This is a genomic window from Gilliamella sp. B2785 (assembly GCF_026537005.1).
GTDB lineage: Bacteria > Pseudomonadota > Gammaproteobacteria > Enterobacterales > Orbaceae > Gilliamella > Gilliamella apicola_E.
Genome location: NZ_JAFNNC010000001.1, coordinates 373,802 through 400,428, shown reverse-complemented (window position 1 = coordinate 400,428; position 26,627 = coordinate 373,802). Strand labels below are relative to the sequence as shown.

Annotated in this window: 20 protein-coding genes; 12 read left to right on the top strand and 8 right to left on the bottom strand. The window is 35.9% G+C overall.

Going from position 1 to position 26,627, the window contains the following annotated elements:
• Positions 1 to 5: 5 nt before the first annotated feature.
• Positions 6 to 1,187, top strand: coding sequence for a carbohydrate porin (locus tag J3U24_RS01805; RefSeq protein ID WP_065562541.1), 1,182 nt, complete (start codon positions 6 to 8; stop codon positions 1,185 to 1,187).
• Positions 1,188 to 1,262: 75 nt separating this feature from the next.
• Here the strand turns inward: J3U24_RS01805 and J3U24_RS01800 are convergent, their stop codons facing one another.
• Positions 1,263 to 2,630, bottom strand: a complete 1,368-nt coding sequence (locus J3U24_RS01800) for a sodium:proton antiporter (RefSeq protein WP_267346962.1) — start codon at positions 2,628 to 2,630, stop codon at positions 1,263 to 1,265.
• 247 nt (positions 2,631 to 2,877) lie between these two features.
• Between J3U24_RS01800 and rlmF the strand changes: the two genes are divergently transcribed.
• The 5 genes from rlmF (at position 2,878) to J3U24_RS01775 (ending at position 9,355) form a co-directional block, all read left to right on the top strand.
• Positions 2,878 to 3,828 (top strand): 23S rRNA (adenine(1618)-N(6))-methyltransferase RlmF, encoded by a 951-nt coding sequence (gene rlmF / locus J3U24_RS01795; RefSeq protein WP_267337512.1) that lies wholly within the window; start codon positions 2,878 to 2,880, stop codon positions 3,826 to 3,828.
• Positions 3,829 to 4,417: 589 nt separating this feature from the next.
• Complete coding sequence (locus J3U24_RS01790) at positions 4,418 to 5,728, top strand: hypothetical protein (RefSeq protein ID WP_267337513.1); 1,311 nt, start codon at positions 4,418 to 4,420, stop codon at positions 5,726 to 5,728.
• Between the two features lie 192 nt (positions 5,729 to 5,920).
• A complete protein-coding gene (locus tag J3U24_RS01785; protein ID WP_267337514.1) occupies positions 5,921 to 6,421 on the top strand; it encodes a hypothetical protein in 501 nt (166 codons plus the stop codon).
• 915 nt (positions 6,422 to 7,336) lie between these two features.
• Positions 7,337 to 8,665, top strand: a complete 1,329-nt coding sequence (locus J3U24_RS01780) for a hypothetical protein (RefSeq protein WP_267346961.1) — start codon at positions 7,337 to 7,339, stop codon at positions 8,663 to 8,665.
• Between the two features lie 195 nt (positions 8,666 to 8,860).
• Positions 8,861 to 9,355, top strand: a complete 495-nt coding sequence (locus J3U24_RS01775; protein ID WP_267337516.1) for a hypothetical protein — start codon at positions 8,861 to 8,863, stop codon at positions 9,353 to 9,355.
• Positions 9,356 to 9,705: 350 nt separating this feature from the next.
• On the opposite strand, the gene J3U24_RS01770 is transcribed toward J3U24_RS01775, so the two are convergent.
• Positions 9,706 to 10,560, bottom strand: coding sequence for a helix-turn-helix domain-containing protein (locus J3U24_RS01770; RefSeq protein ID WP_267337517.1), 855 nt, complete (start codon positions 10,558 to 10,560; stop codon positions 9,706 to 9,708).
• Positions 10,561 to 10,792: 232 nt separating this feature from the next.
• On the opposite strand from J3U24_RS01770, the gene fsa reads away from it, so the two are divergent.
• The 3 genes from fsa to J3U24_RS01755 all read left to right on the top strand — a co-directional run bounded on the left by fsa (position 10,793) and on the right by J3U24_RS01755 (position 12,965).
• Positions 10,793 to 11,455: a fructose-6-phosphate aldolase gene (gene fsa, locus J3U24_RS01765; protein WP_267337518.1), complete on the top strand. Its 663-nt coding sequence runs from the start codon at positions 10,793 to 10,795 to the stop codon at positions 11,453 to 11,455.
• A gap of 137 nt (positions 11,456 to 11,592) precedes the next feature.
• Positions 11,593 to 12,375 carry a siderophore-interacting protein gene (locus tag J3U24_RS01760; protein ID WP_267330873.1) on the top strand — a complete coding sequence of 261 codons (783 nt, stop codon included), beginning with the start codon at positions 11,593 to 11,595 and terminating at the stop codon, positions 12,373 to 12,375.
• Between the two features lie 2 nt (positions 12,376 to 12,377).
• A complete protein-coding gene (locus J3U24_RS01755) occupies positions 12,378 to 12,965 on the top strand; it encodes an ACP phosphodiesterase (RefSeq protein ID WP_267337519.1) in 588 nt (195 codons plus the stop codon).
• A gap of 52 nt (positions 12,966 to 13,017) precedes the next feature.
• Here the strand turns inward: J3U24_RS01755 and J3U24_RS01750 are convergent, their stop codons facing one another.
• Both J3U24_RS01750 and ilvY read right to left on the bottom strand, forming a co-directional pair.
• Positions 13,018 to 15,051, bottom strand: coding sequence for a 3-hydroxybutyrate oligomer hydrolase family protein (locus J3U24_RS01750; protein WP_267337520.1), 2,034 nt, complete (start codon positions 15,049 to 15,051; stop codon positions 13,018 to 13,020).
• A gap of 67 nt (positions 15,052 to 15,118) precedes the next feature.
• A complete protein-coding gene (gene ilvY / locus J3U24_RS01745; RefSeq protein ID WP_065734573.1) occupies positions 15,119 to 16,018 on the bottom strand; it encodes an HTH-type transcriptional activator IlvY in 900 nt (299 codons plus the stop codon).
• A gap of 193 nt (positions 16,019 to 16,211) precedes the next feature.
• Between ilvY and prfC the strand changes: the two genes are divergently transcribed.
• Entirely contained in the window at positions 16,212 to 17,804 is a 1,593-nt protein-coding gene (gene prfC / locus J3U24_RS01740) for a peptide chain release factor 3 (protein ID WP_065561949.1), read from the top strand.
• 32 nt (positions 17,805 to 17,836) lie between these two features.
• Here prfC and J3U24_RS01735 read toward each other — a convergent pair whose 3' ends face one another.
• From J3U24_RS01735 to J3U24_RS01720, 4 genes are read right to left on the bottom strand one after another with little or no spacing between them, the layout of a single operon-like run.
• Positions 17,837 to 18,949 carry a hypothetical protein gene (locus J3U24_RS01735; RefSeq protein ID WP_267330877.1) on the bottom strand — a complete coding sequence of 371 codons (1,113 nt, stop codon included), beginning with the start codon at positions 18,947 to 18,949 and terminating at the stop codon, positions 17,837 to 17,839.
• Positions 18,939 to 20,354 carry a glycosyltransferase family 2 protein gene (locus J3U24_RS01730; protein ID WP_220224913.1) on the bottom strand — a complete coding sequence of 472 codons (1,416 nt, stop codon included), beginning with the start codon at positions 20,352 to 20,354 and terminating at the stop codon, positions 18,939 to 18,941. The genes J3U24_RS01735 and J3U24_RS01730 overlap by 11 nt, the downstream gene beginning before the upstream one ends.
• Before the next feature lie 33 nt (positions 20,355 to 20,387).
• Positions 20,388 to 21,206 carry a hypothetical protein gene (locus tag J3U24_RS01725; RefSeq protein ID WP_267346960.1) on the bottom strand — a complete coding sequence of 273 codons (819 nt, stop codon included), beginning with the start codon at positions 21,204 to 21,206 and terminating at the stop codon, positions 20,388 to 20,390.
• A gap of 53 nt (positions 21,207 to 21,259) precedes the next feature.
• On the bottom strand, positions 21,260 to 22,450 hold the full coding sequence (locus J3U24_RS01720) for a YaiO family outer membrane beta-barrel protein (protein WP_267337522.1): 1,191 nt from the start codon (positions 22,448 to 22,450) through the stop codon (positions 21,260 to 21,262).
• Between the two features lie 294 nt (positions 22,451 to 22,744).
• On the opposite strand from J3U24_RS01720, the gene ptrA reads away from it, so the two are divergent.
• Together ptrA and J3U24_RS01710 are read left to right on the top strand one after the other, a co-directional pair.
• Positions 22,745 to 25,624: a pitrilysin gene (gene ptrA / locus J3U24_RS01715; RefSeq protein ID WP_267337524.1), complete on the top strand. Its 2,880-nt coding sequence runs from the start codon at positions 22,745 to 22,747 to the stop codon at positions 25,622 to 25,624.
• Between the two features lie 100 nt (positions 25,625 to 25,724).
• Positions 25,725 to 26,597 (top strand): helix-turn-helix domain-containing protein, encoded by an 873-nt coding sequence (locus J3U24_RS01710; RefSeq protein ID WP_065734569.1) that lies wholly within the window; start codon positions 25,725 to 25,727, stop codon positions 26,595 to 26,597.
• Positions 26,598 to 26,627 lie beyond the last annotated feature (30 nt).

Sequence of the window (26,627 nt, the reverse complement as noted above, 5' to 3'; positions counted from 1 at the left end):
TAACGATGAAATTAAAAATAATAGCTGGAGTCTGCTGTTTCTATTCTTTATCCGCATTAGCATCCATTGAATGGCAGACCGAACAAGGAACACTTAAACTTTATGGCGATGTCGAATTTAATATTGATGCTGCAAGCAAAAAAAAGCAGTTAACCTCACTTAGAACATCGGCAAACAAAGACTTTGATGCTAATGACACAGATCAGTGGGATATAAATGGCCGTATTTTATTCGGCTTGGATGGGAAAAGAGAATTAGCGAATCAGAACTATGCAGGATTCTCGGTGCAACCGCTTGCTGACATGGGAGGTAAAGTTAACCTAGATGATGCTAGTTTCTATTTTGGTAAAAAAGATGACTGGCGCCTACGAATTGGTCGCTATGAAGCTTACGACATGTTCCCACTTGGGCAAGATACCTTCATAGAATATTCTGGCAATACTGCCAACGATTTATATAGTGATGGTTTTGGTTACATCTATATGATGAAAGAGGGGAGAGGGCGTAGCAGTAACGGCGGTGCAATCGAATTAACCAAAGAGTTGGGGGATTTGAACTTGCAAGTTAATGCGATGGTAAAAGATGGTACCTCCTTATTTGATCATAGCCGTTATCATGGATATAAGTTGCAAAAAGATAAAAACGTCGTTTACTTACGTCCCATCATATCCTACCGAAATAATGATATATCAGCAGCCCTAGCAATGGAGCGTAATGTTGTTAATAACGCTTATGGTTATCATGATATAAACGGCAAATGGCATGATCAGTCAAAACGTAATGGGTATGGCTTAACGATGAGTTGGAATAGTGCAGGTGATTTTGATAAATCATCTGAGGGATTACTGCTCAATAGCAGCATCTCCTATTTAGATGCCGAACAAGAAAAAGATTTTACCGCGGGTATCAATGGTATTTGGAAAGGTATTGGTCTTGGTTACATCTATGCTGCCAATGATATAAAAGCATTTAATACAAATTATCGAGGTGATGGTGAAATTTATGCTAAAGGTAAATATAAATTACATACTGTCAATGCCTCATACTTAATTTCAAATGTGATGGATATGGATAACTTCAATATCTATTTAGGGACTTACTTATCTAGATTAGAGCGCGATGAAAAACAAGGAGGAGGTAACGATAATCGTTATGGCGCAAGGGTCCGTTTTAAATATTTCTTTTAAATAAGACTAATTAACATTCACCCCAAGTAAAAATATTACGCACTTTACTTGGGGAATTCTAAAAAGAGTCATTTCTTAAAAAAACACAAAAAACACCAAATTATCAATAATAAAAACCGGAATCAAAATCCCGATTGACCACTTCATATAACCAAAAAAGCTAGGCATATTGATTTTATTTTGGTCCGCAATGCTTTTAACCATAAAGTTAGGGGCATTACCAATATAACTTAAAGCGCCCATAAATACCGAGCCCATTGAAATAGCCAGTAAAGTGCTTTCAAACGTCGTCATTAAGCTACTAGCATTACCCGAAGCAAGATTGAAAAAGACCAGATAAGTTGGTGCATTATCTAAAAATCCGGATAGCAATCCTGATAACCAAAAATACATACTATTTATTGGTGCACCTTGGTCATTAGTCACCAATGAAATGACCGAAGCCAACGCACCATCATTACCCGCACGTAAAATCGCCAGCACAGGCACAATAGTAATAAAAATCCCAATAAATAACTTAGCAACCTCTTTTATCGGCTCCCAATTAAATTCGTTGCCTGCTCGAACTTGTTTTGGGGTAATCATTATTGAAATTATCGTAATCGCAATAAAAAGGCCATCACGAGCTAAATTTTGTAATGCGATTTGTGAACCTAAAATAGTAAAACTTATTGATGAATGCCACACACCAGACAAAATCACGCTAGCAATAATAGCCAATAATAATACAAGATTATTTAGACCATATAACTTAACAGGCTTAGCACTAATTGGATTGCTATTCACACCATACTGCTTAACGTAATAGTAATGATCGATAAAATAATAAATAATTAACAATAACCCTGATGTAAACACAACAGGCAACAGCATATGCTTAACTGTCCAGAAAAAATCGACACCTTTTAAAAAACCAATAAATAACGGTGGATCGCCTAAAGGCGTTAATCCACCGCCAATATTGGCAACTAAAAAGATAAAAAATATTACCGTGTGTACAGCATACTGTCGTTGACGATTAGCTCGAAGTAGTGGACGAATCATCAACATCGCAGCGCCAGTTGTTCCCATAATTGAAGCAAGCACAACGCCAATCATCAGTAAAATAACGTTGGATTTTGGTGTGCTGATTTTATCACTCTTAATCAGAATGCCACCGGAAACCGTAAACAAAGCCAAAAGTAATAATATAAAAGGAATATACTCCTGAACAATGGCGTGTACTGTTAGTTCAATTGTTGTCGTTAAACCAAATGAAACCAGCGCAAACCCCAAAAATAATAACGTCCAAACGGCAACAACTTTACCGTAGTGATAATGCCATAATCGGGCTAAAAATAGTGGACATAAAGCAATCGATAACAAAATTCCAACGAAAGGGATCACCCAAAGTAATGATAACGCCTGTCCATGAAACTCACTCGCATAGCAATCAAAAGACATAAGCATTAAACTGAAAAAAGGGAATATCAAAAACTTTTTTAGATTTTTCATTGTATTATCGGTTGGATTTAAAGCGGATGATTATAACAAATTCAAAATTAATTTTCGAATCATCCACAATCGTATAACTTAACGATTATAAAAAAAGTTGAGGAGCGGGGTTTTTGAAGCATAAAATCTCTCGCTATTTTCACAAATATGCTCAAAAACGTTATAATAGTGATTAATTCTCTATGTTGGATCATCCATGCAATCAATCAAAAAAACAGCTTTACACCACCGCAATAAACACATTAATGGTTATCCATTTGATTTACTTATCAAAACATTGAACGAGCTATCTAATTTTGTAAAGCCTAATCAATATGGACGGTTAACGATTGATTTTTCTGATCCTACTGCGGTCAAAATGCTAAATAAAGCGCTATTATTGCACTATTATCAACTTTCGTATTGGGACATTCCTGACAACTATCTTTGTCCGCCAATTCCGGGGCGAGCAGATTATATACACTATCTTGCCGATCTGTTAGCGCAAGATAACCAAATTCCTACAGGTAAACAGGTTCGCATTTTAGATATTGGGGTTGGGGCGAATATTATTTATCCAATTATTGGTTGTGCAGAGTATGGTTGGTCATTTGTGGGTAGTGATATCAATCCAACATCAATAAAAGTTGCTTCACTGATAGCACAATCTAATGATCTATTAAAAAACACATTACAATGTCGCTTACAACCTGACAACGAAGCTATTTTTGAAAATATCATTCAACCTAAAGAATTTTACCTAGCCGCCCTATGCAATCCACCTTTTCACGCCTCCGAACAAGAAGCACATGCAAGTGCTTACACTAAACTTAAAAAGTTGGGAAAAGTAAATTCAACGAAAGATAATCTCATCCTCAACTTTGGTGGACAACACGCTGAACTCTGGTGCAAAGGGGGCGAAAGTGCATTTATCACTAGAATGATAAAAGAGAGTATCAAATACCAAACGCAATGCCTGTGGTTTACCTCATTGGTATCGAAAAAAGAGACGCTAAGCAAAATAAAAAAACAACTAAAAGTGGCAACTGAATATAAAATTGTCTCTATGGCTCAAGGACAAAAAATTAGCCGTTTTGTTGCGTGGACGTTTTTTGATCAAGAAGAGCGAAAAATGGTAATAAAAAAAGTTGAGGAGCGGGGTTTTTGAGGTTCTAAATTTCACTTAAAAATTATTAAATGATCCAAATCACTAAATTTCTAATTCAAAGCCCTAAAATAAAATTCCTGATGATCAATTGCTCTAATTTTAAAGATTTGCTATTGCAATATATTTAATTAAAACAATAGTTAATCAGTTATAATTTAGATCCTTTTTAGATCCTATTTACAAAAGTTAACGTAAATGAGCGAAAAAAAGTGTTGCATCGTGTTTTTCCAATCACTATACTTTTTACACGGTTTTAGCTAATAGGCTAAAATTTGACAGAAAAGCATAAAATTGTAAATTAATCAAAAAATTACTTGACAGGGTAGTCTAAAATGCATTATAATTTTCAACAGGCAACAGGCAACAGGCAACCTGGCCAACCTATCTTTTAAATTCGTCTAAGTCCAGCACCCAGTTTAAATTTTTCACTGAAACTTATTTTTCCACGCAATCAAGTGAAATTCTGCGAGTTTTCGCGCGATCGCTTCCGCGATCCTCTTCTCGATCTTTTTTCCGATCGTTTTCCGGATCCTCTTTCAGATCCTGTTTTCGATCCTTTTCCCAATTATCCCGGCAGATTGTTTTTCTCGTGGCTTTTTTTCTTCCTTTTTCGGGTCACGCATTGACATCACAGACAACTAGGAATGCGATACAGGGTAGTGCACCTTATCTGACTTTCGACGGTGGTCGTACTCGTGCGGTTGATGTTAACGGTCTGCTTGGGATTACACTATCTAACGGAATTAAATATACACCTTCAACCAATACTTCATCTTCTTCAGCACCAATCGTCTTGCCGGCTGCGGGTCAGAGTTTTGCTGATATAAGTATGTTCGTTCCTACTGATACTAATTCAGTCGCTTTGAGTTCTCTTATCGGTCCACCTAATAATTATTGGGGAGATGATGATGGTGATTCTGGCGTTACTGCTACTGGTCGTTTAAGTTTATCTATCGTCGATAAAAGAGGTCAATCAGTATCACGTAATTCCGTGTTAACGACTTGTAACGCACCTTATAGGATTAAGTTATCTAGTACTGACGGTACATTATCAACGCGTTATGGTTTTCCTAATCGTAGTACTTTCAGTGCTAGTGATGTGACTTATTATGTTAATCCTAAGGCTTCGCCGGTGGTTTGTTTTGCTCGACCTAATTTGAATTACGGTACAGGTAATTATGCTGGCCCAGCTTCAATGTGGGACCCTGCTAAGGGTTTTCTCACTCAAGAAACAGACCCGTCACTTTACGGTAGAAACTTTCCTACTACAGGTCTTAATGGATTGTACTTTGATTTAGATATTAGTGGTAGTAGTCAGCCATTGTATTGGTCTCCTGTTTCTCAGGATGGTATCACAGTCACAATGTCTAATCCTACTGCTACAAGCGTACGCGTTACTTTAACTGGTCCTTACGCTACTCCATCCCAGATTAGTTCAGCCAATCCTGGTCCTCTTTCCACTATTTCTTTGCCTCAGACCTTCGAGTTGGTCGGTCGTGATAGTAATGGTACTCCAGTCGTCAAATATGGTTTTACATTGAAGCAGTGGTTCGTGAACACTGGTTCTGAGAGGAAAACTTATCGTAATACATTATCTTGGTGTAATAGTCTTGGTTATCGAATGCCTCGCGTAAGGGATTTAACAAATTCAAATTATAATAATTTAGGCTCCACCCCTTCCGCACCCCATAATGGTTACATGCGTCATATAGGTTCTGGTTTTTTCACTGAGTGGGGTCGTATGTATGATTATTCAGGCGTTGGCTTCGAGGACTATTGGTTGCTCTACTGGACTAGTGACTCGTATAGTTATTACCAGTTTATCGTGTACACTCTCAACGGTAACGTGGAGCGGTCATTACCAAACCAACGGCGCCTCGGTCTTTGCTCCTATCCTTAGCTCTTATTTCTTCGTCCTTAATCCTTAGAGCGGGGGTGCGAGTGATAAAAAATAGTATTAGGTGATTAAAAGTAAGCTGACTCAAGGAGTCAACGTCGTTTAGCCATAAAAAGCGATTTTGCGGCTAGGCGGCAAAAATGCTGGGCACTGAGGTGGTGGTTAAAAATATTGATATTAAAGGAGTAATATAAAATGAATATTGAAGACAAAATAGCGTTAAGTAAAAGGCCGGTTCAGTTTATTGCTGAAGGTAATTTTTTAAAGCTTTATAATCAATCATTATATGTGGTTCAGCAGTTATTGGGTTTTAACTTAAAGGCAACGGCAAAGTTTATAAAAAAGATAGACCAAATTATCGTTTGTGGTGGATTTCCTACCCGTTCTATTACTAAACGCTATCCTAATGCCAGCCCTAATTTAACCGGGTATGAGTTAATAGGTGATTATGATTTAAGTGGTTATGAATTATGGTACCAAAATCATTGCCAAATACCGAAGCAAAAAACACCACAATCCCTTCTCACAACATCCCAAGAGGTAAACGAACAGTTAAACGAATTTCGCGATATGAATAAACCGTTAACGGTTCAGCATCTATTATTTTTACAATCATGGCAGGCAAATAAATACCCTGCTATGGTAGATAGTGCGTTTATTCAGGCGTTGAAGAATTATTTTAGTGAACTGCATTAATAGCAGAGCACACTGTGCCTGATGGCGCTATCGGATTTATTAAATCCGCTGATAGAAAAAAGGCTATAAATAAGGTCAGTATTTTTTACGCAGAGCTTGATGTCGAAAATAAATCATCCGCCCAAACTAGGGTGGTTTTTTTTAAGTTTTTTATTGAAAAAAAAGTTGAGGAGCGGGGTTTTTAGGGTTCTAAATTCTGCTTTGCAATGTTGTCTCAAATAAATAATTCGGCTTTAAGCTATGGCGTTTTTTAGTAGCTGTTTTTTTACATCAAAAAAAGTTGAGGAACGGGGTTTTTGGGGTTTTAAATTTCACTTAAAAAGTTTTAAATGATCAAACTTACTAAATTTCTAATTCAAAGCCCTAAAATAAAAATTTTGAGGATCTTTAAATATCTTTTTAAAGATTCGCAATGGTAATATATTCAATTAAAACAAAGGTTAATCAATTATTTTTTAGATCATTTTTAGATCCTATTTACAAAAGTTAGCGTAAGTGAGCGAAAAAAAGTGTTGCATCGTGTTTTTCCAATCACTATACTTTTTACACGGTTTTAGCTCAGAGGCTAAAATTTGATAAAAAAGTATAAAATTGTAAATTAATCAAAAAATTACTTGACAAGGTAGTCTAAAATGCATTATAATTTTCAACAGGCAACAGGCAACCTGGCCAACCTATCTTTTAAATTCGCCTAAGTCCAGCACCCAGTTTAATTTTTTCACTTACGCTTATTTTTCCACTCAATCAAGTGAAATTCTGCGAATTTTCGCGCGATCGCTTCCGCGATCCTCTTTTCGATCGTTTTCCGGATCCATTTTCAGATCCTTTTCGCGATCCTGTTTTCGATCCTTTTCCCAATTATCCCGGCAGATTGTTTTTTTCTTGGCCTTTTTCCTTCCTTTTTCGGGGCACGCATTGACATCACAGACAACAGCAAATCAGATACAGGGTACTCCTCCTTATCTGACTTTCGACGGTGGTCGTACTCGTGCAGTTGATGCTAACGGTCTGCTTGGGATTACACTATCTGATGGTGCACATTATACGCCTTCTACCAATTCATCATCTGCAACTCCAATCTCCTTGCCCGTTGAGGGTCAGAGTTTTGCTGATATTCGTATGTTCGTTCCTACTGATACTACTTCAGTCGCTTTGAGTACACTTATCGGTCCTCCTAATAATTATTGGGGGGATGATGATGGTGATTCTGGCGTTAGTGCTACAGGTTCTTTAAGTTTATCTATCGTCGATAAAAACAATCAGTCTGTATCACGTAATTCCGTGTTAACGACTTGTAACGCACCTTATAGGATTAAGTTATCTAGTACTAACGGTACATTATCTACTCGTTACGGATTTCCTAATCGTAGTACTTTCAGTGCCCGTAATGTGACTTATTACGTCAATCCTAAGGGTGGACCAGCTGTTTGTTTTGCTCGGCCTAATTTAATGTTTGGTAAGCGTGGTGATTCTTCTTATGACCCAACTTGGGATTTTGCTGGCCCCTCTTGGATGTGGGACCCTGCTAAGGGTTTTCTCACTCAAGAAACAGACCCTCTCTATTACGGTAGAAACTTTCCTACTACTGGTGCTAATGGATTGTACTTTGATTTAGTCATTAGTGGTAGTAGTCAGCCATTGTCTTGGTCTTCTGTTTCTCGGGGTGGTATCACTGCTACTATGTCTAATCCTACTGCTACAAGCGTACGTGTTACTTTAACGGGTCCTTACACTACCACATCCGAGCAAAGTTCAACCACTCCTAGTCCTATTTCTAAACCTACTTTGCCTCAGACCTTCGAGTTGGTCGGTCGTGATAGTCGAGGTAATGCTGTCGTCAGATATGGTTTTACTTTGAAGCAGTGGTTCGTCCACCGTGGTAGTTATAGCACTTACAGTTATTCTCCTGCCTTATCTTGGTGTAATAGTCTTGGTTATCGTCTTGTTAAGGTAAAGGATTTAACCAATGCATCTTGTCGTGGTAGTAATTCAAACACTTACTGTCAGGGTTCAGTCGGCGCCACCCCTTCCTCGCGTAATAATTTTTACACGCGTCATATAGGTTCTGGTTTTTTAGCTGAGTGGGGTCGTATGCTGGATTATTCAGGCGTTGGCTTCGGCAACCGTTGGTACTGGACTAGTGACCCGTGGCGTGGTACCCAGTTTGTCGTGAGCACCTACTACGGTGACGTGTATGTGCCCTTCACCTCCTCCAGCTACTACGGCCTTTGCTCCCATCCTTAGTATTTATTTCTTCGTCCTTAATCCTTAGGGCCGGGGGTGGGGGTGATAAAAAATAGTATTAGGTGATTAAAAGTAAGCTGACTCAAGGAATCAACGTCGTTTAGCCATAAAAAAAGCGATTTTGCTGCTAAGCGGCAAAAATGCTGGGCACCGAGGTGGTGGTTAAAAATATTGATATTAAAGGAGTAATATAAAATGAATATTGAAGAAAAAATAGCGTTAAGTAAAAGGCCGGTTCAGTTTATAGCCGAAGGTAATTTTTTAAAGCTTTATAATCAATCATTATATGTGGTTGAGCAATTATTGGGTTTTAACTTAAAGGTGACGGCAAAGTATATAAAAAAAATTGATGAAATTATTATTTGCGGTGGATTTCCTACCCGTTCTATTACTAAACGTTACCCTAATGCCAGCCCTAATTTGACGGGGTATGAGTTATTGGGTGATTATGATTTAAGTGGCTATGAGCTATGGTATCAAAAGCATTGCCAAATACCGAAGCAAAAAACACCACAATCCCTTCTCACAACATCCCAAGAGGTAAACGAACAGTTAAACGAATTTCGCGATATGAACAAACCGTTAACGGTTCAGCATCTATTATTTTTACAATCATGGCAGGCAAATAAATCGATGGTAGATAGTGCGTTTATTCAGGAGTTGAAGAATTATTTTAGTGAATTGCATTAATAGCAGAGCACACTGTGCCTGATGGCGCTATCGGATAGGATTTATCAAATCCGCTGATAGAAAAAAGGCTATAAATAAGGTCAGTATTTTTACGCAGAGCTTAATGTTAAAGGTAAATCATCCACCTCAACTAGGGTGGTTTTTTAGTTTTTATCGAAAAAAGTTGAGGAGCGGGGTTTTGGGGTTCAAATTTCTGTTATGAAATATTGTCCAAATAAATAATTCCGCTATAGCGGTGGTGCTTTTTAGAAACTCTGTTTTTCTAATCAAAAAAAGTTGAGGAACGGGGTTTTTGGGCTCCTTAATTGCTTGCAATTAGAAACTTCTGTTTTACTTTCAATTAACTGAGTTTACTTTTCCGATAATTTACTATGATATTGCCGTCGATATTCAGTGGGTGTTCGTTCGGTTTTTTTTCTAAAAATTCGGCAAAAGTAGTTACTATCTTTAAAACCCGCTTCAAGCGAGATTTCTTTGACGTTTAAGTCGTAATCTTTAAGTAGTGATTTTGCGTACTCTATGCGGATATGGTTGAGATATTCATTTAAGCCAATTTTGCCTTCGTTTTTGAATAGATAGGATAAATAGTTGGGTGAGATATAAAACATTTTAGCTAGAAATTCACGGCTTATATCTTCCCGAAAATGAGTATCAATATATTGGCGTATTGCTTCGAATAAGCTGGTGGTTTTTGATGCGGTTTTTATGTCGGCATTGAGTAAATCTAGGGTGTTACTAAGCAGGCTTTGAATCAAGTAGTAGCCGGTTTGAGTTTGTGGTTGATTTTGCCAAGTCAATTCAGATAGCGCTTGAATAATAAAGGTGCCAACTCGTGGACCTCGCCTTGGTATGTTGGTTTGTGCTAGCGGAATTAATTGGTTGCCGTCCCAATAAACAATGCTGATGCCAATTTGCTGTTTGCCAAATAAGATGTTTAACCAGCTGATTGGGGTTGTGCGGATAGGTTTGTTCCAACTATTAGCGGTAATATAGAGCAGATCATTAACTTCAAGTTGTTGTGTCATTATTTTGCCATTGCTGTCAGCCCATTGCATAAGCTGTTGACCTTCTATAATCACTTCGATCCTCGGAAAATCAACTTGATAAGCATGTAGCGGGGCCGTTTGTTGGTTATTGGCAAAATAGAGATGGTTGATTTGTTGGTTAGTGAGCTGAGTTAATACGTTTTTTAGGGTTGTGGTCATATTGTTAGTAAACCAAGTAATGTGCAGTTGGTTTAATTATAGCTTGTGGAGTTAAAGTTGAAAAATTTATTTAATTTAATGTGTTATTAATTATTATTAAAAGTGTGATCGAGATCGCATTTTGCTATTTATCGTACAAAAGTCCAGTAAATAGAAATTTTGTCTTCTAGGCTTGAGTTAAATTTTTTTTTACTATGCTACTCATCAATTAAGCATTTAATTAGGAGTGGGTATGGAATTATATTTAGATACAGCCGATGTTGCAGCGATTAAGCGTTTAGCTGCAATTTTGCCAATAAAGGGGGTTACCACTAATCCAAGTATTGTCGCTAAATCGGGTAAGCCAATTTTTGATTTGTTATCTGAATTACAAGATTTGCTGGGTTCTGATAAGTTGTTATTCGCGCAAGTGCTTTCTCATAATGCTAAAGAGATGATTAAGGAAGCTGAGCAACTTCGTAAAGTCATACCATCGATTGTGACTAAAATCCCGGTTAATGCCGAGGGGTTGATGGCGATTAAGGAGTTGACCAAGCAGGGTATTCCAACTTTAGGTACGGCCGTTTATGGTGCGGGTCAGGGCTTTTTGGCTGCGCTTGCTGGTGCAAAATATATTGCTCCTTATGTCAATCGTATTGATGCCCAAGGTGGTAATAGTAAAGATACGGTTTATGAGCTACAAGCGCTGTTAGATTTGCATTGCCCTGAATCGATGGTGTTAGCAGCCAGTTTTAGAACGCCAAGACAAGCTTTAGATTGTATGCTTGCCGGTTGTCAGTCAATTACGTTGCCGGTGGATGTGGCGGAGCTGTTTATTTCAGATCCAGCCGTCGATGCTGCTGTGGTTAAATTCGATCAGGATTGGTGTGGGGCGTTTGGGGCCTTACACTTTTAATACTTGCTATTGATTTAGATTCCACCCAATTTAGGGTGGTTTTTTTTCTCTTTCCCGCGATTAAAAATTCCCCTTTTTTATACCAATTATGTTGTATGATAGTGATGCGATATTAGAGGAATAGAAGAGAACACCAAATGCACGAAAAATCAAAAAAATACATTATTAATGCTTTATTGACAGTGATTAAAGTTGAAAGGCCGTCAGAGAGTTATTTTCGGTTACATTTTAGTTGTGATAAGCCTTTAGAAGTTAATCCAAATTGGATTTGTCCTCATTTAAAGTTGTTATTTGCTGATCCTTTGACTGGCAAAATTACTTTTCCGATGTTAGATGAAAATAATAAAATTTTAGTGAGTGATAAAGTTCGTCAATTTGCTCGCAGTTATAGTATTCGGGCTTATGATGAGTCGTCCAATCAAATTGTGATTGATTTTGCGATTCACGACAGCGGTTTAGCGACGGTTTGGGCTCAACAGGCAAAAGTGGGCGATCAAATCGGTATAGTTGGTACAGCAGGTAAGTTAGAATTTGATAATCAATATTTGATTTTGATGGGTGATGTGTCTTCTCTGCCAACCATCTGTTATACCCTTGAACATTTACCTGCAAATCATAAAGCAGTTGCTTTTATTGAGGTTAATCATAAGAGCGATATCGTTGAACTGCCATCTGATTTATCTGTTCAATGGTTGATTAAAGATGCCAATCATCCTAATCAATTAGTTGATGCGGTGATGAGTTGGGATTTGAGTCAGCAGGATAATCTATTGTTTTGGGGCGGGTTAGAGTGTTCGCTTGCTCGGCAATTACGTCAGGCCATTAAAGATAAATATGTCGATTTGCAACCTAGTTCGGTCCACATTACTAGTTATTGGCGAGAAGGTTTTGCTGAAGGGGAGTTTAAACATCGAGATTAGCCATGAATATTCTTGCACATTTACATTTGGCAACGTTGGCGAATAGTTCGTTGATTGGTAATACAGTTGCTGATTTTGTTAAAGGTGATGCTTATCGACAATATCCTAAAGAGATTGCCGATGGGATTATGTTGCATCGTAGGATTGATCGTTTGATTGATAGTTTTGCTGAAGTTAAGCAAGCTAAATTGCTTTTTCGACAATCACATCAACGTGTTGCACCGATCACCTTGGATATTATTTGGGACCATTTTTTGTCAAAATATTGGGCGGAATTTAACGCTAAGCAATCTCTTTCATCATTCAATACCTTTACTAAGCGACAGATTCAGCCTTATATCGCAAATTATCCAGTTGATTATCAAGATTTTATGGGGGCAATGTGGCGTGGTGAATGGTTGGTAAATTATGCCACGGTGGATTTTATTGGTAACGTTTTAAACGGTATGGCAAAGCGTCGACCTAAACTCTATCTATTAAGCGATACCTTTATTGATTTTGAACAAAACTATACGCCACTCAAAACATTGTTTTTCGAGCTTTATCCTAAAATGTGTTCACTTATTAAGGTATCGAATATAGTTGATTAAATGACTATCGAATCGTATTTGATTTGTTCGATAGTCATTTGTGAATTTGATTTTATTGCGGAAATATAATTTTGCCATTATCGACAGTGATTAGATTGTTGGTATCTGGAGTTTGCGATATTGGGACTAGATTTTCAGCCGTTGCTTGCGGTGCTTGACCAATAATTCCACCTCTAGCTTTGGTGCGTATAACTTGACTTTCTGGTAAATTAACTTGGTTGGTTAGATTTGCCCATAACCATTCGATAGCTTCTTCACCATAATAGTCAATCGGTAATAAGGTGTTGTCAAAAGGCGCTTTGCCATCAAGATAACTCGCATTTTCAACTTCAATATAACGAAGTTGCGACTCTTTTCCTTCAACTTTACTATTTAATGCAACATAAGGTCGAGATGTGTGGTCGATAAGTTGTTTAGGGTTGTTTTTACCATGAACAATAAAGGTTTTGATTTTATTTAAATTACCTGTTGCTTGGACTTCTTCTAACCCTTTAATTACACGAGGCTCTTTTATTTTTTCTCTTAAGCAAATGGCTCCTTTAGTGCCATAATCTATTTGATGTTCAATGGTAGAACTTGAAAACCATTCACGTCGAGGCGATGTGACATCTTTATTTTCAACTAGGTCAATCGCTGTGGCATCATGGTTGGCCCAGATTGGTAATTGGCCATTAGATAATCCCCAAATTTCGGCAAAATTGACTTGTTTTAGTGGTTTTACTTCACCAGAATTAAAATAGGGGTCCTGTTGAGTACTTGCCACTGAAAAGTCACACATGTTTTCAGTTACATCATATCGACCATAGGCGCTAATATATTTATAAGGGTAGGCAATTGATTCATTAAGATAGAAATAAGGTAATTGGATGCTCATTTCAGGTTTCCAACCATAATCATACAGTTTGTTCAATGCCTCTTTCGGTGTGCCGGTTGGTAGTATGTTGGCTTGTTTTAATGCATCACAACGGTTTTGTGAAAAAAGGTATTTAGAGGCTTCAGGGACGTATTTGTCCTGCTTATTGGGTTCAATTGCCGGTATGGCACAAGGAATATAAAGTGCCCCATAGGTACTGTAATCCGGTAGTGAATGATAGGATTTGTTTTCAATAGCGCTATCTTGGCGTGGCTGAATTTGTGGATTAACAGCCACTACACCATTAATTTTTCCCATCGCATCTGATTCAGCCATTTTAAGCGCAGCTGTCGCACCATCCTCTGCTCCATAGATTAATATAAGGGTATTTGATTCGGAGAAGCTCAATTTACCAGGTTCAGGGAATAGCTCATTTAATTCATACATAGCGAAAATAATTGAGAAGAAGTTATATTTTGACCAACTTGCTTCTTGATTTTGCTTTGAATGGAGCTGTTTTACTGCATAACGGTGCGGATTATTTTTGATAAACTCTTTTGGATTTTGGATAGTTGGCTTGAAGAGTATGTTGTCCTTAGCAACTTGACCATCAACAGTAAAGCCTTGTTCGTTGGTAATATCATAAATACCAGTACCTAAACCTTTGTCGTTATAAACTACTGCGCAGTTATGTTTAAGACCCCACAATCCACGGATTTGTATATCTTTGGCGTTATATAGTCCATCAGAACCCGAAGCCGGTACGGCAACAATACAGGGTTTTTTCTTATTAAAATCAACAGGAACTTGTAATAACAAGCCAACATTTTCATCTTTTATGGTGGCTAAAATCTCTGTGCCGGCAATTTTTCCGTCAAATAAAGGCGACAAATCCTCACGTTTAAATCCAAATAGCGAGCCTTCTCCCGTTTTTGTATCAATAAATCGATTTAGTTTTGCACGGCGCAATTCTTGGGGAGTTGGATTTGATGGATCGGCATAATAGACCTTTTGGATCATTTTCGATAATGCAGTAAACCCCATTCCAGCGGTAACAAGATCATCACTTTCGCCATCATAGTAGTTTGAACTATGAATAACTAGCCAATGCGGTTTATAATTAATCGGGTTTTGCTTTGCAATATCACCCAATTCAGCACCACTAGGATTTGAGAATATTGTTAAAAAGAGTAAGGTGGATAACGTGCTTATTTTTTTTAATTTTATTGGCATTACATTCGTTCCCTACATTTCAATTAACTGCTATATACTAATTAACTACAGTTTATTATATTATTTTTTATTGAGTTGGTAAATTTGGGTTACTAATAGACCAAAATGCTGAAATAATTTTTTCTGATAATCGTCTTTTTTGTACACATATGCCAACATCAAACGGTTCCATTAAATTGGTTGACCATTCGGTGATGCGTTCTCTTACTCTTTCTGGGCTATTTTCCATTACTACTTTAGGCAATAAAGCCACGCCACAACCCAAAGCCACCATGGAGACAATGGCTTCGTGCCCAGCTACCGTTGCATAAATTTTGGGGCTGGTGATTTTTTGTTGTTTGAACCATAAATCTATTCGATGTCGGCTTGGGCCGTGCTCAGGCAATATGAATGGGATATTATGCCAATCTGGTGCTTTTTGATGCAATTTGTCACTGAATGAACTATTAAGTTTAGGTATGAGTAATACCATTTCAATTTCACCTAATTTAATAAATTCAACACCCGATGGTAGTTGTTTGGGTTTACCTGCAATAGCTAAATCAGCTTGATGAGATTGAATTTTTTCAACAGCATCGGCTGCATCTCCCGTGGATAGTTTAATTTCTACTAATGGGTAGTGTAGGCGAAAGCGATCAAGTATTTCAGGTAGATGGCTGTAAGCCGCTGTGACCGAGCAAAATAAGGTTAATTCACCAACTAATCGTTGATCGGCTTGGTCCAATTCTTGCTTTAATTGTTGGTGTAGATTAATGACTTGTTGGGCAAAGTGTTTTACTTTTTCACCTTCGTGGGTAATTTGAACTTGTCGGTTGTCGCGAATAAATAATCGATGACCAAATTGTTCTTCAAGGCGCTGGATCTGCCTTGAAAGGGTGGAAGGGCTTACATGCATAGCATCGGCACTTATTCCAAAATGACATGTATCACATAGATGTAAAAACAATTTTAAGTCACGAATATTCATATCTATTTAATTATTGAGAAATATTTAGCGTAGACACCGTTATAATTGATTAATTATATCATCTTCGATTTTATTTGCTCTATTATGCATAGATATCAGGCAAATAGCAAAATAGCGTTCATCAATGGCAATATAGATAGAGACCTGCTAGAATACCGCATCATTTTTTTGCTTAGCTAAATTAATTAATTTTATGACAGAACAAGCTTATTTAGACGAAGTGAATGCTCGTCGTACTTTTGCAATTATCTCTCACCCTGATGCCGGTAAAACAACCATTACCGAAAAAGTTTTGCTTTTTGGACAAGCCATTCAAACTGCGGGCACAGTAAAAGGGCGTGGTGCTAATGCGCAGCACGCTAAGTCAGACTGGATGGAGATGGAAAAACAGCGTGGTATTTCAATTACAACTTCCGTTATGCAATTTCCTTATAATGACTGTTTGGTGAACTTGCTTGATACCCCCGGGCATGAGGATTTTTCGGAAGACACTTATCGAACTTTAACCGCAGTTGATAGTTGTTTGATGGTGATTGATGCAGCAAAAGGTGTCGAAGACAGAACGCGTAAATTAATGGAAGTTACACGTTTACGAAACACGCCTATTTTAACTTTTATGAATAAGCTCGACCGTGATATTCGTGATCCGATGGAGTTGTTAGATGAAGTTGAAAACGAGCTTAATATTATGTGCGCCCCAATTACTTGGCCAATTGGTTGTGGTAAGTTATTTAAAGGGGTCTATCATTTAGCTAAAAATGAAACTTATCTTTATCAAACCGGTAAAGGTCATACCATTCAAGAAGTTAGAATCATTAAAGGGTTAGATAATCCTGAACTTGATAGCACCATTGGTGATGATTTGGCCCAACAACTTCGCGATGAATTAGAATTAGTGCAAGGTGCATCAAATGAGTTTGATTTAGATGCATTTTTGTCTGGTGATTTAACGCCTGTGTTTTTTGGTACTGCGTTGGGTAATTTTGGTGTAGATCATATGCTTGATGGTCTAACCGCTTGGGCGCCAGCACCACAGCCTCGGCAAACAGATAAACGAGAAGTTGAAGCAAGCGAAGAAAAATTTACCGGTTTTGTATTTAAGATCCAAGCAAATATGGATCCTAAACACCGAGACCGTGTTGCATTTATGCGCATTGTTTCAGGTAAATATGAAAAAGGTATGAAGTTACGCCATGTTCGTATTGCTAAAGATGTTAATATTTCTGATGCATTAACCTTTATGGCAGGCGATCGTGATCATGTTGAGCAAGCTTATGCTGGTGATATTATTGGTTTGCATAATCACGGTACGATTCAAATTGGTGATACGTTTACCCAAGGTGAAGATCTTAAATTTACTGGTATTCCTAACTTTGCACCGGAATTATTCCGTCGAATTCGTTTAAAAGATCCACTTAAACAAAAACAATTGTTAAAAGGTTTAGTTCAGCTTTCAGAAGAAGGGGCTGTTCAAGTATTCCGACCAATTGCTAATAATGATTTAATTGTTGGGGCAGTTGGGGTGTTACAGTTTGATGTGGTGGTTGCCCGTTTGAAATCTGAATATAACGTTGAAGCAATTTATGAGCCAGTAAACGTCACCACTGCGCGTTGGGTTGAGTGTAGCGATGCTAAGAAACTTGAAGACTTTAAACGCAAATGTGAACAGAATTTGGCTTTAGATGGTGGTGATAATCTTTCTTATATTGCACCAAGTATGGTTAATCTAAATTTAACCCAAGAACGTTATCCGGATGTTGAGTTCAGAAAAACTCGCGAACATTAATATGCTATATAATAAAAGAGACGCTGTCTCTTTTATTTACTTTCCAAACCATTCAAAGCAAATCGTTCAAATGATGACCATTGAGAAAAATAGGTTGATAGCTGGTTAATCGTGCTAAATAATTTTTTTTCTTCCCCCATAAAGCTAATAGATTGATTTAAGCTTGTGGTTTGTGATTCGTCACTTTGTGGATATTGATTGTAATTTTCTGATGTTTCATCTTCAATAATGCTGCTTTCAAGAGCGATAACAATTTTTTTATTGTTGAGCTCTCCCCAAGTTAGCCATTGAGAACTAATTGTATAAATTTGTGCTAACTTTGTGCGATAAGCCATAATAATTAATTTTGAGCTATATGGTAGTGTCTTTTCGACTATATTTTTTCCGTCTTCTATATCAAGTAACCAAAATGGCAAGACTATTTCAATTTTATCATGCCAAGTTTCACTTAATGTTTTTATTGCATTATTCCATCTTTGCCAAATGTGGCTTTTATTTTGTGCATATTCAGCCAATAAGTATGGTTCAATATCATATTGAATTCCCGCAAGACAAGGATTGTGTATTTGGCATAACTTTTTAATGACTTTATTGCGTTCAATGGCATTTTTTAAACCCGAATCAGTAATCATATCAGGTGCCCCTTCAACAGCAATAATGCTCATTTTCTTTTTAGCTGCGATATCAAGTAGCTGAAATAGCTTATCTTGATTTTGAATATGCCCATTTACTATATTCAATTGGAGATAAACTTGATTAATACCTTTTTGTTTTAGTTTAGTCAGAAATTGACTTGGTGAATGAATCCAATTTTCAGTATGCCAATTCCACATCGAAATATTGATATCGGATCTATATTGATTGGGCAAAGAGGTATAATTTGACTTCATCTTATCCGCATTTAATTGATTAATATTTGAATAGACATTGGCATTTTTAAGCACCGAATTAGTGTTTATGAAATCTTTTTTTTCAAGTAGCTTTAATAGTAAGGTAGCACTTTTTTTGATTTCATGAGTACTTAAGTAATACCAATGTTTTAAATTGATGGAGCTAATATTTAATGCTAAATTTTCAGCAAATGTTGCAGGACTCATAAAACTTATCACAAATAATAAATAGATGATTTTAAGTTTATTTGTCAAATTTTACCCTCTCCATTTTTCCCCAAGATAAATTGCCTTTTATTAATCTAGCATAGCCTTTAAGCTTCCAATATAGGTATAACTGTCGATAACCAAAGTTATCTAGTAATGCAGTAATAAATAGTTTTAGTAGATATCTAGTTTTATCTAATCCTGATAATAACACACCATCAATCGCTATAGCAAAAGCACTTATAAGGCTATTGTATCCAAAAACAATTAAAAAATAAGATAACATTACGTTGCTATCTATCATGTCAAGAGACCAAATAAGCGGTATTAAAAAGTACCCTAGCAGTTCAGCAATTGGACCTAAAATATCGGTTAATATTGAAAAAGGTAATAGCATAAGGCTTAACTTTTTATATTTTAGTTTAAACGTTAACGACTTAAAATTTATAAAAGTTTGTAGTGCGCCAATATGCCATCGTATACGTTGGTTTTTTAATACCTTCCATTTTTCAGGCACTTGGGTCCAACATATGGCGGTTGGTACATAATCAATTTTGTAATCAACATTAGAGTCATAAATATATTTGTGCAATTTTAGAGTGATATCATAGTCTTCACCAACAGAACCGACACAAAAACCACCGACCTTTATTGCAAAATCTCGTCTAAATAAACCAAATGCACCTGAAATTATCGGTAAAGTATTAAAATGATTCCAAGCAATTTTTGCCAAGAGAAATACTCTCATATATTCAAGAATTTGAATTTGTACGATGAATCTTTTAGATAAATTGATTTTAGATATTATTCCATTTCTAATAGAACAACTATTAGCAACTCGCACAGCTCCACCTACTGCAACTGTTTTTGGATCGTCAATTAGAGGGACTACAGCTTTGTTAATGGCGTCAGGTGCTAAAATTGAATCAGCATCTATAAGACAGATAATTGGGGAATTACTTAAATTAATTGCTGCATTATGCGCGTCTGCTTTGCCACCATTTTCTTTATCGATAACTCGAAGCCGGCTATCTTTTTTTGATACATAAACATCTCTTATTTTAGCATGAGAGAGTTGATTACGTTCATTTAAGTGATGCGCAATAGGTTGTAAATCAAAGTATTCTTTCACTTTTGAAAAAGTGTTGTCTGTTGAGCCATCATTTACAACTATCATTTCAACATTAGGGTAATGAGTCGCTAATGTTGATTCGATACTATCAATTATAGTTACACTTTCATTATAAGCTGGTAAAATAATAGTAATTGGATGTGAAATACCATCATTTTCGGTCTGGATCTTTCTCTCTTTGTTCGGATTTTTGAGTAACACATAAATTGTTACTAGTAGCTGCACAAAATAGATGAATATTTGCACTAATCCAATTAGCATTATCGTTATAACTAAGAATTTAACACCAAACATCATTATGTTGTTTATATAATCACTCATTGTTTTACCCACATCTTTTGCTTTAAGAATTATTTAATTTTTATCGATAAATAGTTTGCTTTTTAAATCAAAATGTTCTGTTATTAGTTTTTCAATGCTTAATGATTTCTTTATGTAACATTCTTCATTAATGAAATTAAGAAGATAACAACTGTGTATAATCCCTTGTGGTGTTGTTTGTAGTTCCAGTAAGTTTTCAAAAAAAGTTTGCATATAAGTACGCTCATCTTCTTTTGCAAGAATAAGATAGGGGGTAATGTAGTTCTTAGAAATTTTTTTTAAGATAGTAAAAAATTGGTGATTGGCAAAATCTTCACAATTGATTAGCGATTCAAGCTCTAGAAATTTATTAGAAGGTAAAAGCCTAAAAAAGCAAAATACGCCTTTTTGCGGTATCTTGTTAAATAGCGTAATCATTATCTGAATTATCGAAATACCTGAAGCGTTTTTAACTAGACTCAATGCTGCAGCAATGGCGACTTCTTGGCGAGAACTGTTACAAGCCTGAATTAACGCTTGATTCGTTTTTTCGCAAGGATAATATGCTAACATGTTAGCTGCATCAATTTTCTGTTTTATTGTGCCTTTTTTTAATAGTAACCTAAGTTTATTTTGGAATGGTTCCAGATCAAAATAAGTTAAAATGTGTTTTTCGCGATGTTTCTCGAAAAAATAGGCAGCAATTATTGCTACGCAATTTAGCGATAATTTTTTTGTTATCTCTTGCTTAAAATAAGATTCATCACCTGTTTTCAATGCTTTTTTGTAAATTTTTAGCAATTGCAATTTTAATTTCTTGTGTCTTCTAAATTGAATTTCACGTTTGATGTAAATTGCAATGGTTACTATCAATACAATAAAGCTAATAAAAATGAAACAGGCATTATATAAATTTAGGTATCGAGTTAGAATGTCCATTTTATTCCACATCCTAGTGTTTTTTTAGTATATAACTTACGGCTGTGGTTGGTTTGAACTCTTTCTTCATTATTATAGTTTACAAACCCAGTTATTGAATTAGATATGTCATATGACAATCCAATAAAATGAGATTTGACTTTAATTAATGAACGATTAAATTTTATCGAACGGTCGGATGTTTCTTGACTATTTGCATATCCTGCAAATAGATGTAATTCTTCTGTAGGTGATATGGTGGTTTTAAATAAATAACCACTCATATGATGGTTGTCTTGATCAAATGTGTTGAACCATTTACCTGCTATGGATAAACGATCATTAAAGAAAAATTGTTCAATACCCGGTGAAATAGTTTTAATGTTGCCATCGTTATAGTGGTCCAACTTTGCATCGAGGGTGATATGGAATGAATTTATTTGATCATTATACGGGGAAAATAATTGATAATCCCCACCGGTTGTTATTGTATATGTTGCGTAAAATTTTTTAGATGTGGCGACAGAACCTGATAGATAACCATACGCTTTATTGTTGAATGTGTGCCAATAAGTGAGGCCTATTTTTTGGTCGTTGCTATGAAAACGGTTTGCTTGGGTAAAATGGCCGGTTAGGGTATTTTGCGGTGATAGCCGATAAGATAGTGCTAAATCCACTTCATTCCAATTCGGCAAAGATTTAGATAATCGACTATGTGTGCCAGATAGAACAATATTCCAGTAATGTGTATTTTTTTTTATGTTATCAATGTTTGCCTGTAGGGACAGTAATTGTTCGTCATTAGGTGTTAGATTTAAGTACTTATCAAGTAACAATTTGGCTTTTTCGGGATGGTTAGGATCTTTAGCTAAAACAACACTAACTAAACCATATTGCGCATCTACGTAATTGGGGGCGATAACAAGTGCGGATTCAAACGATTTTTTTGCTTGTTCTAACTGAGTTAGTGCGTAATAATTGAAACCTAGTTGGACAAGAATATCGGAATTATTTGGCTGTAGTTGATTCGCTTTTATTAATTTTGATATTGCTAATTCAAAATTTTGTGATTTTTTCGCATCAATACTTTCTTTTAATAATTGATCTGCTTTTATTGCATCATTATCTCTATTTGTGGTTGCGACTGTTTGATAACTGCAAAACAAAATACTGACAATTAAGACAAACTTATAGTACATATAATTACCTTAATCCATTAAATTATTTCTAAATATCAAAAACTAATGTGTATCTTTATGCGTCGATAAAATCGACAAATTTGGGAAAGTTTGGGACTGAGTAGCGTCTAACGTATTTTTACTAGATTAATACGATAAACGTATTGGGCCGAATTATATATGAAACAGATAATAAAATACATATAAAAATTAAGTATGTTTTTTGAAATTTGACATATGTCCTTTTATTGTTGGTTTTTAATCGTTTTATTTATTAATTCGGAATATAATGAACGCTTATTTGGAAAGAATTCTATGAATAATATGAAAACAAGAACACTATTTTTTACTGCATTAACTCTTTTTTCTTTTAACAATTCATTTGCTATTGAAAATAAGCATGATCATTCTGTTTTATTAGATAAAGTTCACCAAAGCGAACGAGATGATCGTCAATATGAAGTGATTGAACTTGATAATAAAATGCGTGTGTTATTAGTTTCCGATCCTAAGGCAACCAAATCACTCGGCTCTATCGCATTGCCTGTTGGTTCATTATATGATCCAGCCCTTCAACAAGGCTTAGCCCATTACACAGAACATATGGTGTTAATGGGTTCGAAAAAATATCCTCAACCATCAAGTTTTACAGAATTTTTGGCTCGACATGCCGGTAACTACAATGCGACAACTAGCGGTAATCGCACCGCATTTTTCTTTGAAGTTGAAAATAGTGTAATTGATAAGGCGTTAGATTATTTAGCCGATGCCATTGCTGAGCCAATTTTTGATCCTAAATTTGCTGATAAAGAACGTAATGCTGTTAACGCTGAGATGACGTTATACCGCTCTAGTGATGGTTTTCGAATTCAGCAGGTTGATGCTGAGACGATTAATCCGGATCATCCGGCATCACAATTTTCTGGTGGGAATTTAGAAACTTTACGTGATAAAGATAATAGTAAATTGCAAGATGCATTGGTTAATTTTCATGATAAATATTATTCAGCTAATATTATGGTTGGGGTTATTTATAGTAATCAACCGATCAAAAATTTAGAGGCGTTGGCTGAATCTACTTATGGTCAAATTCCTAATAAAAATATAACTGTGTCGCCAATTACTCAACAAGCTGTTACTCAGGAGTTTACTGGTAAAGAAATTACTATGATACCAGCCCAACCTAGAAAAATGTTGTCGTTAAAATTTCCGATTGAAAATGATATCGACAAATTTTCTGATAAGACCAATGAGTACCTTATTTATCTCATCAGTAATAATAGTAAAAATACTTTAGCTGATCAGCTACAAAAACAGGGCTTGGTTGAAGCTATTCAAGCTACTAGTGATAGTAAATATTATGGTAATAGTGGCACATTTAATATTAATGTTATTTTAACCGATGAAGGCTTAGCTCAGAAAGATAAGGTTATTGCAGCCATTTTTAATTATTTACAATTAATTGAAAAGCAGGGTGTTTCAGACGCGTATTATGATGAGATAAAAAAAGTCTTTGCTTTGTCTTTTAAGTATAAAGATGTTAACCGTGATATGTCTTATGTAGAATGGCTATCCGATCAGATGCTTCTTTACCCGGTTAAAAATGTATTAGATTCTGATTATGTTGCTGAACATTTGAATAAAGATGCTATCATCAATCGACTCAAAAGTTTTACGCCTGAAAATGTTCGAGTTTGGTTAATTGCGCCAAATCAAACTACTGACAAAACGGCTTATTTCCTTAATGCACCTTATAAAGTTGATAATATCACTGATGAATTAAAAACAAGTTGGGCTGATTTAGGTAGAGCGTTTTCGTTTAGTTTGCCTGAGCTAAATCCATATATTCCTGACAATTTTAATATTGTCAGACAAAATAATGATCAGATTCAACCCGCGACATTTAGTAAACGTGGTAATCATATCCATTTTGTTAGTCGTCATTTTAGTCACGATCCTAAGGCTGTAATTGCTGTTTCTTTACGCAATAATCAGGCGTTTAATGATGCAAAATCGTCAGTTTCTTTTGAGTTACTTGATTACATTGTGAGTCGAGATTTGACGCAATTACAATTTCAAGCAGGTAATGCTGGAATGTCACTATCAACGGGTCTTGATAATGGTTTAATGATAACCGCTAATGGTTTTAATCAACATTTACCAGATATGGTTTTAGCCATTCTTAATAGTTATCGACAAGTGACCATTGATGAGCAAAATTTACAATTAGCTAAATCATGGTATCTTCAACGACTTGATGGGGCTGACCATTTTGAAAGTGTACGTTTAGCGTCAGAGCCAGTTCTCGCTTTATCTAAAATGCCTCACTATTATGAACGAGGTGAAAGAAGACAAATTACCAATAATATCACTGTAAGTGATGTTCAAGCTTATCGCGATAGTTTGATGACTCAATCAGTTCCTTATATGATTAGTTTGGGTAATATCTCAAATGAAGAATCATTAGATCTTTATCATGCCATTCAAAAGACTTTAAAGCGTGATGTTGAATTTACACCATTAGATGATATTAAAATTAAAACTGCCTTTACAGCTAGAATAACCCAACAAGCAAAAAGCACAGATAATGCGTTGTTAATGACCTATTTTCCAATCAATTATGATTCCACTAAGAGTCAAATAGTTGGATATACTTTAGCTAACATTATGTATTCTTGGTTTTTTGATCAACTGCGTAGCAATGAACAATTAGGTTATCTGGTTGGTGTTTTTCCATCATACATAAGTGAATCAGTAGGACTAGGGTTTGCTGTTCAAAGTAATCAATATGATCCTGCTTATTTATTAAAACGTTACCAAGCGTTTTATCCAACAATGTTAACTAAACTAGAAGCATTATCTAATGATGATGTTGAGGAGTATAAGAGAAGTATCATCGAAGAGCAGACAATGCCACCACAATCTTTAGATGAAGAGTTTGATCGTTTGAGATCAGACTATCGCTTATCTCGTTTCCAATTCGATTCGCGTGATAAAAAAATAGAGTTACTTAAGAAACTCACTAAAGAGGATTTAATTGAATTTTATAAAAGTGCAGTTATTGAACAAAAAGGTTTGGTAATAGCATCGCAAGTATTAGGTCAGCCTGAGGAAGGTAAAAAACAACCTGAAGCGATTACCGATTATACTGAGTTCAAAAATGCATCATCGTTACAAGACGAATTGTTAAAATAATATTCTTAAACATAGATTCGATCTGAAATATCATTACATTAAATTGGCATTGTACTTATCATATGGTACACTGCCGAAATCCCAATAGTTTGAGTAAATTATGATTACTGGATCGACTGATTATTTTGCTATCGGACAGCGGTTACGAGCTTATCGTATCGCTGCCTCTCTTAGGGCTGAAGAGGTTGCTGAAAGTCTTAGGATCTCAAGAGCTGCGGTTTACCGTTTAGAAAAAGGCGAAATCGTTAAAATAGAAACGCTTGAACGATTAGCTTCTTTGTTAGATACGTCATTTGCTAGTTTACTTGGCATTGATACAGAATATTATTCAAGTGGTGATGGTTTTTTTGAGCGTATGCGTCAACTCGAAGAGCAGTCCACTCATATCTTTTCTCATTTCGATCCCTTTTCTTTTCTTTTAACTTCGCCTGATTATTTGTCTCATTTAGGGATGATGTTAAGAGAATCGAGTGATAATATTGAGGCTGAAAGATATGCGACTTCTTTATCTATTTTACATGATCGCAAAACTCAGTTTTATCAATCTGTCCCTAAAGTAATTAATTTAATTAGCTTACGTAATGTTGAACGGTTTTTGCATATCGGCTTAGTTGGCAATCTGACTATTTCGCCGGGTAAAAAGTCTGAAAGAATGTTGTTGGCGCGCAAGGAGGTCTATCATTTAATCGAATTAATTGAAGATCAAGCTTATGCACCAACAATTGCTATTACTGAGCAAGCTATTCCATCTATTGCTTTCCAAATATTTTATCAAAATGATAATGCGTTAGCTTTAGCTATGAGCCCGTTTAGATTAGGTGAGTTACCTAATATTACAACGGGTATCGCCTCAATAACTTCATCAGAAGATGCGATTAAGCGTTATCGTCATTTATTTGATAAATTGTGGCAAGATAGTGCCAAAGATCAGCAAGCGATAAATTTATTGAAAGCCACATTAGATAAATTCTAAAGAATATTGAAATTATTAAAGAGAGTTACT